The 7,990-nt window shown below is 64.9% G+C and carries 7 protein-coding genes; all 7 read left to right on the forward strand.

Annotated elements, in window-relative coordinates; all coding sequences use genetic code 11:
* The first annotated feature begins 162 nt into the window (after positions 1-162).
* A complete protein-coding gene (gene recA / locus AB1451_12020) occupies positions 163-1,212 on the forward strand; it encodes a recombinase RecA (protein ID MEW6683629.1) in 1,050 nt (349 codons plus the stop codon).
* Positions 1,209-2,372, forward strand: coding sequence for a type IV pilus twitching motility protein PilT (locus tag AB1451_12025; GenBank protein MEW6683630.1), 1,164 nt, complete (start codon positions 1,209-1,211; stop codon positions 2,370-2,372). Before recA ends, AB1451_12025 begins: the two co-directional genes overlap by 4 nt.
* Positions 2,369-5,020: an alanine--tRNA ligase gene (gene alaS / locus AB1451_12030; GenBank protein ID MEW6683631.1), complete on the forward strand. Its 2,652-nt coding sequence runs from the start codon at positions 2,369-2,371 to the stop codon at positions 5,018-5,020. Before AB1451_12025 ends, alaS begins: the two co-directional genes overlap by 4 nt.
* A gap of 156 nt (positions 5,021-5,176) precedes the next feature.
* Positions 5,177-5,485: a hypothetical protein gene (locus AB1451_12035; protein ID MEW6683632.1), complete on the forward strand. Its 309-nt coding sequence runs from the start codon at positions 5,177-5,179 to the stop codon at positions 5,483-5,485.
* Between the two features lie 8 nt (positions 5,486-5,493).
* Positions 5,494-5,949 (forward strand): Holliday junction resolvase RuvX, encoded by a 456-nt coding sequence (ruvX, locus tag AB1451_12040; GenBank protein ID MEW6683633.1) that lies wholly within the window; start codon positions 5,494-5,496, stop codon positions 5,947-5,949.
* A 36-nt stretch (positions 5,950-5,985) separates the two neighbouring features.
* The gene (mltG, locus tag AB1451_12045) at positions 5,986-7,035 is read left to right on the forward strand and encodes an endolytic transglycosylase MltG (GenBank protein MEW6683634.1); all 1,050 of its coding nucleotides are present in this window, start codon (positions 5,986-5,988) and stop codon (positions 7,033-7,035) included.
* A gap of 19 nt (positions 7,036-7,054) precedes the next feature.
* Positions 7,055-7,843 carry a prolipoprotein diacylglyceryl transferase gene (gene lgt, locus AB1451_12050; protein ID MEW6683635.1) on the forward strand — a complete coding sequence of 263 codons (789 nt, stop codon included), beginning with the start codon at positions 7,055-7,057 and terminating at the stop codon, positions 7,841-7,843.
* Positions 7,844-7,990: the final 147 nt, after the last annotated feature.

The raw sequence follows: 7,990 nt of genomic DNA on the forward strand, positions 1-7,990 counted from the left end.
GTCTTGTCAGCGCGTTCAGGAACGCGCCAGATGCAAGGCGGAGCGAGCACCGGAGCTGTAGGGGCGTATCGCGATACGCCCCTACAGAGACGTGAGCACCGGATGCGTAGCGACAACGCCGCAGATGGCCGTTCCCGAACGCGCTCCTAGGAGGAGGCGAGGATGATTGCAAAGGAGAAGGAGCAGCAAGGCAACCGGATGAAGGCGCTGGATCTGGCGCTGGCGCAAATCGAGAAACAGTTCGGCAAGGGGACCATTATGCGCCTGGGCGCGGATGGCGCCGTGATCGAGACGTCGGTCATCCCCTCGGGATCGCTGGGACTCGACATCGCCCTCGGCGTCGGGGGGTTGCCGCGAGGCCGGATTGTGGAGATCTTCGGACCGGAGTCGTCGGGGAAGACCACGCTCTCGCTGCAAGCGGTTGCCGCGGCCCAGGCAGAGGGCGGCGTCGCGGCTTTTATCGACGCCGAACACGCCCTGGATATGGCGTACGCCAAGCGCCTCGGCGTCAAGACCGACGACCTGCTGGTCTCGCAGCCGGACACCGGGGAGCAAGCGCTGGAGATCACGGAAACGCTGGTGCGCAGCGGCGCACTGGACGTCGTGGTGGTGGACTCGGTGGCCGCGCTGGTGCCGCGAGCCGAGTTGGAGGGGGAGATGGGCGACTCGCACATGGGGTTGCAGGCTCGCCTCATGTCGCAAGCCATGCGCAAGCTCACGGCCGCGATCAGCAAGTCACACACCACGGTCATTTTTATCAACCAGATCCGGATGAAGATCGGCGTGATGTTCGGGAATCCCGAAACCACCACCGGCGGCAACGCGCTCAAGTTCTACGCGTCGGTCCGCCTGGACATCCGACGGACCGATGCCCTCAAAGAAGGGCAGGACGTGGTGGGCAGCCGCGTGCGCGTGAAAGTCGTCAAAAACAAGATGGCGCCGCCGTTCCGTCAGGCTGATTTTGATATCATGTTCAATGAAGGGATTTCGAGGCTGGGCGAGATGATCGACCTGGGGGTGGAGAAAGGGATCGTTGAAAAGAGCGGAGCCTGGTATGCTTACAAGGGCGACCGGATCGGGCAAGGGCGCGAGAACGCGAAGCACTTTCTGCGGGAGCAGGCCGCGGTGGCGAAGGAGATCGAAGCCCGCATCCGGGAGGCGTACGGTCTGATCCCGCGCGAGAAGGGGCTTCAAAAGGGAGCCGAAGCGTGAGCTTAAACATTGACGAATTGTTGAAGGCGGCGGTGGCCAAACGGGGTTCCGACCTCCATTTGAAGGTGGGCAGTCCTCCGACCGTCCGGGTCGATGGGCACCTGGAGCCGTTGGATCCCTCGGTTCGCCTCACCCAGGAGGACGCGGTCGCCATCGCGTTCTCGATCATGAACAACACCCAGAAGCAGCGGTTCAAGGAGAAATCCGAGATCGACTTGGCGTACAGCGCACCGGGTCTGGGGCGGTTCCGCGTCAACCTCTACCAGCAACGCGGAACCGTCAACATGGTGTTCCGATCCGTTCCCACCAAGATTCTCACGTTCCAGGATCTGCACCTGCCCGCCGTGATCGAAAAGTTGGCCGGCGAGACGCGTGGATTGATTCTGGTGACTGGAACCACCGGAAGCGGCAAGTCTACGACCTTGGCTGCGATTATCGACTACATCAACCGCAGCCGTACGGAGAACGTCATCACGATCGAAGATCCCATCGAGTTCCTGCATCGGGATCGGAAGTGTCTGGTCAGCCAGCGGGAGATCGGCGCGGACACCGAGTCCTTCAGCGTGGCGTTGCGGTCCGCGCTGCGCCAGGATCCCGACGTGATCCTGGTCGGTGAGATGCGGGACTTCGAGACGATTTCGACCGCGCTCATCGCCGCGGAAACCGGGCACTTGGTGCTGAGCACGCTGCACACCGTAGACGCGACCGAGACGGTGAACCGTATCATCTCGGTGTTCCCGCCCTACCAGCAGAAACAAGTGCGCCTGCAACTGGCCGCGATCATCAAGGGCGTGATCTCCCAGCGGCTGGTGCCCCGCATGGACGGCCAGGGGCGCGTGCCCGCGGTGGAGGTGATGGTCGCCACGCAGACCATCCGCGAGTGCGTGATCGACCCCGACAAGACCCGGCGGATCCACGACGTGATCACCGCCGGGACGTCCCAGTACGGGATGCAGACCTTTGATCAGTCCCTGGCGCAGTTGTGTCGCGAAAAACTCGTGGCCTACGAAGAGGCGTTGCGCTGGTGCTCGAATCCCGACGACTTCGCGCTCAAGATGAAGGGCGTGCAGTCCACCGGCGATCTCACGTGGGAGACCGACAAGGCGGCACCGGCCGCGGCTGAGCCTCCGGCGTTCAAGGTCGAACGGTTCGGCAAGTGAACGCAAATGATCTCCGGCGCGCGTTCTGCGACTTCTTCGCGACCCGGCACGGTCACACGCTCGTTCCCAGCTCGTCGCTGATTCCGGCTCAGGATCCCACGCTCCTGTTCACCAACGCGGGCATGGTGCAATTCAAACAAACCTTCCTGGGCGAGGAGCCGCGGCCGTATACGCGGGCGGTTTCCGTGCAGAAATGCGTCCGCGCCGGCGGCAAACACAACGATCTCGAACACGTGGGCTACACCGGGCGACATCACACGTTTTTCGAGATGTTGGGCAATTTCTCGTTCGGCGATTACTTCAAGGACGGGGCGATTCGGATGGGGTGGGAGTTCGTCACCGAGATCCTCAAGCTCCCTCCCGTACGCCTGTGGGTGACGGTGTTTCGAGAGGACGACGAGGCGGCGCGGTTGTGGCGCGAAGTCATCGGTGTGCCGGCCGAACGCATCGTGCGCCTGGGCGAGAAAGACAACTTCTGGCAGATGGGTGAGACCGGCCCCTGCGGCCCCTGCTCGGAGATCTACGTGGATCAGGGCGAGCAGGTCGGATGCGGCAAACCCACCTGCGGGGTGGGTTGCGACTGCGATCGCTATCTCGAGATCTGGAACCTGGTGTTCATGCAGTACGACCGCGACGCGTCCGGGACATTGTCGCCGCTGCCGCGCCCCAGCATCGATACCGGGATGGGGCTGGAGCGGGTGGCCGCGGTCACGCAGGGCGTTCTGAGTAACTACGACAGCGATCTGTTCCGTCCCCTGCTGGCCGCGATCGGGCAGGCCTGCGGCCGGACGTACGGTCGCGACGCGGGGACGGACGTGTCGATGCGCGTGATCGCCGACCACCTCCGGGCGCTCACGTTCCTGCTTTCCGACGGGGTGCTGCCCTCCAATGAGGGCCGGGGGTATGTGGTGCGCCGCATCCTTCGGCGGGCGGGCCGGCACGGCAAGGTCCTCGGGTTTGAGGGGCCGTTCCTTCACGAACTCTCCGGCGCGGTGATCGACCAAATGCACCACGCCTACCCCGAGCTGGCGCGGCACCGCCAGGCCGTGGCGCGGACCCTGCTCGCCGAGGAGGAGCGCTTCGCCCAGACCCTGAGCCACGGGATGACGGTCCTCTCGGATCTGGTCGCGGCCGCCGAGCGCTCGCGCACCGCAGCGCTGTCGGGGGCCGATCTCTTCAAGCTGTACGACACCTACGGCTTTCCGATGGACTTGATCGCGGACGTGGCCAAGGAACACGGCCTCGCGTTGGACGAGGCGGGGTTCGCGGCCGCGATGGACGAGCAGCGCGAGCGAGCGCGCGCCGCCGGGGGCTTCGAAGCGCAGGCCGTGCAGACGATTTACAAGGACACGCTGTCGGATACCGGACCGACGACGTTCGTCGGCGACGACACGCTGGAGGCCGACGTCCGCCTGCTCGCGATCTTGAGGGACGGTGCGCGGGTACGAGAGGCCCGAGCAGGCGAACAGGTCGAACTGGTCTTCGATCATACCCCGTGTTACGGCGAGGGCGGGGGGCAAGTGGGCGACCAGGCTGAGGTGGAGAGCCCGAACGTGGATGCCCGGATTCGCGACACCGTGATTCCGGTCAAAGGGTTGTTCGTGCATGCCGCGACCGTGGGACGCGGCCGGTTGATCGAAGGCGAGCGTTACCGCGTGACCGTCAACCCGACGTCTCGGCAAGCCAGTTCCAACCACCACACCGGCACCCATATCCTACACGCCACGCTCCGGGAAGTGTTGGGCGATCACGTCAAGCAGGCGGGATCGCTGGTGGCGCCGGACCGCCTGCGCTTCGATTTCCACCACTTTGCGCCGTTGTCCGCGCGCGAAATGGAGCGAATCGAGCAGGAGGTCAATCGGCGTATCCAGGAAGACCATCACGTCGAGAAGGCGTGGATGTCGCAACGGGATGCGCTGGCCAGCGGGGCCTTGGCGTTCTTCGGTGAAAAGTACGGGGATCGCGTTCGCGTGGTGTCGATCGGCTCGTTCAGTAAAGAGCTCTGCGGGGGCACCCACACGCGCGACACCGGGGAGCTGGGACTCTTAAAGATCGTCCGCGAAGGCGGGGTGGCCGCGGGTGTCCGTCGGATCGAAGCCGTGGCCGGCGAGGCCGCGTACCTCGCGACCAAGAAAGACACGAGCGATCTGGCTGAAATCGCGGCGCTGCTCAAAGTCCAGCCGCAGGAAGCGGTGTCCAAAGCCCGCAAACTGGTCGACGCCTTGAGGGCGCGCGAGCGCGAGGTCGAACAACTCAAGGCGCGTCTGGCCGGCGGAGGCGCTAAGGACTCGTCCACCCAAGAAGGCCGCACCGTGGCCGGGGTCTCGGTCGTCGTGCGTCGCATCGACGGCTTGGAGACCAAGGATTTGCGCGCGGCCGCCGACCGCGTGCGTGAACAAATCAAGTCCGGTGTGGTGGTATTGGGCTCGGTCGTGGACGGGAAGGTGAACCTGATCGCTGCGGTGACACCGGATCTCAGTAAGCGCTTTCACGCCGGTAACCTGGTGCGGACGGTGGCTGATCTGGTCGGCGGTTCCGGCGGAGGGAACGCGACCATGGGGCAGGCCGGAGGGCGCGAGCCGGGAGCGCTCGACGCGGCGCTCGCGCGGGTGGATGAATTGGTCGAGGCGATGGCAAGGAAGGGGTGAGGTGGGCTTGCGGAACGCAGGTCAAAACCGTCTCCGAGCCTCGGCGCTAAACTTCGCGCCTGCGTTGCTTCGCGACCTGAGTGGAAGCGGGCATCGGATTCTGCGTTCAGGGCGCAGTGCAGGTTCGGTTTCGCAAGCGAGGAATGGAGGTCGATCATGTATCGGGTTATGAAGAAGGCGGTGCTGGCGGGATTGGGTGTCCGCGCGATGGTCAACGACGTGGTGGACGACTTGGTCAAGAAGGGGGAGAGCGCCCAAGACAAGCAGTCGACCAAGGTTCGGGAGTTTGTCTCCTCATGCGAAGAGTCGGCGCAGGGTGTCGAGCGCGCGCTCAAGGGCGGGTTGGACGCGGTGGTCAAGGCGGTGCGACCGGGCCGGAGCGATCTGGGCGCGATCGAGCGACAGCTTCACGAGCTGTCGCAGAAAGTCGACGCGCTGTCGCGGAACTCCTCAGCCAAGCGATGACGGCCGGGGTGACCGCTGCGCTACGACTACGCCGGGTGTTGGCGCTGGACGTCGGAGACCGGCGGATCGGCATCGCGGCGAGCGATGAGTTGGGGATCACGGCGCAAGGGGTGACGACCCTCCACCGACGGTCGTGGGCCGCGGACCTGACTGAGATCGCGCGGCTGGTCGAAGCACGGGAGGCGGAAGCGGTCGTGGTGGGGCTTCCGCTGGCGCTCGATGGGACCGCCGGGCCGAGAGCCCAAACTGTCCGCGCGTTCATCAAACGCCTGGAATCGGTGGTTACGGTGCCGATCCTGACCTGGGATGAGCGCTTCTCGACCGTTGCCGCCGAACGGGTGCTGCTCGACGCCGACGTCTCCCGCGCGAAGCGTCGGCGGGTGGTCGACAAGACCGCCGCGGTGGTGATCCTCCAGCACTTTCTCGACGCTCGCGCGAATCGGGAGTCCGATGCGCTCTCTTGACGCGTTGCATCGGGTGCATCGAAGGCGACGGAGACCATGCGCCGCGTAGCCCCGCCCAAATACGCCGCCCTCTTTGGCCTGTTCATCATGCTGGGGATGTTGGCGTTCGGCACCCACGTGGCCGCGTTTTTGGCGTCTCCCCCGGGCGGTGACGGCGGACCCATCACTTTTGAAATCGTTCGGGACGAGCCACTGGCGCGCGTGGCCTCACGGCTTGCCGACGAAGGCTTGATCCGCAACCAAGCGTACTTTGTCATGTTCGGACGATTGACGGGCAGCGAACGACAGCTCAAGCCGGGGGAGTACGCGCTGTCGCCCACCATGCGCCCGCTGGAAATGCTGCACCGGTTTCGGCACGGCCTGGTGGTGCTCCATCCGCTGACGATTCCCGAGGGGTATTCAGTCCGGCAGATCGCCGCGGTTCTGCGGGATGCCGGACTCGGCGATCCGGACGAGCTGTTGACGCTCGCGGAGTCTCCCGAGTTCGCGCGCGAGCTCGGACTCGATGTGCCGAGCCTCGAGGGGTACCTGTTCCCGGATACCTACGCGTTTCCACGCGGCGTCGCCACCGCCGATATGGTTCGACGCATGGTCGAGCGGTTCCGAGAGACGTATCAGCCGGTGTGGGCCGCACGCGCCGCAGACTTGGGGCTCACTCAGCACCAGGTGGTCACGTTGGCCTCGATCATCGAGAAGGAGACGGGAGCCGGGATCGAGCGGCCGATCATCTCGGCGGTCTTTCACAATCGGCTCCGTCGGCGGATGCCGCTGCAAAGCGATCCCACCGTGATTTATCCGATCAAAGACTTCAACGGCAACCTGCGGAAGGTGGATCTGGTTCGCGACAATCCCTACAACACGTACCGCCGTCGAGGGCTTCCGCCGGGTCCGATCGCGAACCCCGGGCGCGAGGCCTTGGAGGCCGCGCTGTATCCTTCGCCGGTGGACTACTTGTATTTCGTCGCCCGCAACGACGGCACTCATCACTTCTCCCGCACCCTGCGCGAACACAACAGGGCGGTGGATCAGTACCAACGTCGCGGCCAGCGCCCGCGGACCAAAGTCGCCACGACCCGCGGGGCGTGAGCACGTCGTTCCATCCAGCGTGCATCCCAACGTAATCGAAATCGGCCCGATCGTCGTCCGCTGGTACGGGCTCATGTACCTCGCGGCGTTCCTTGCCGGCGGCTGGCTCTTGGGAAAGGAGATCGTGCGCAAAAGGCTGCCGATCTCCGACGACGACCGGTGGTCGTTCCTCACGCTGGTCCTGTTCTCAGGGATCCTGGGGGGGCGACTCTACTACGTCGCGTTCAATTGGGGGTACTACGGCGCAAACCCGCTCGAGATCCCCGCGATCTGGCACGGCGGGCTGGCGATCCACGGCGGCTTGATCGGCGGCACGCTCGCGGGCTGGTGGTGGGTGCGCAAACACAAGATTCCCTTCTGGAGATTGGCCGACGCGAGCGCGCCGTCGGTCATCCTGGGGCAGGCGTTCGGCCGGTTCGGCAACTTCATGAACGGCGAGGTCCACGGCTACCCGACGAATCTGCCGTGGGGCATCGTGTTCCCGCCCACCAGCCCCGCGGGCCATGAGTTCGGCCAGGTCCCGCTTCACCCCGCCATGTTGTACGAATTGGTGTTGAACGTGATCGCGTTTGCGCTTCTTTGGAAGCTGCGGACACGCCGGACGCGAGACGGGTTCCTGTTCTGTTTGTACATCCTGTTTTACGGCGCCATCCGCGCCTTCGTCAGCAGCTTCCGCGCTGAAGATCTGATGGTCGGGGCCGTCCGCGCGCCGTACTTGGTGAGCGCCGCCATGATCCTGCTCGCAGGCGGGGCCATCCTGACGTATCGTCTCTGGAAGACCGAGGCCGCTCCTCCCTTGCGCCCCTGACCTTGTTTGGGGTCAGATCCTTGTGCGCCAGGCGAAGCCTGGGAAAGGGGGAAGCCATGTAGAGCGAGGGTGGAAACCTTTCAACGGAACCCAGCAGGTAGCCAGCCCTGCCCGGCAACGGAAGGGCATCCAGCCGGAAGCGAGTCT

Source organism: Nitrospirota bacterium, from assembly GCA_040757335.1.
Taxonomy (GTDB): Bacteria; Nitrospirota; Nitrospiria; order 2-01-FULL-66-17; family 2-01-FULL-66-17; genus JBFLXB01.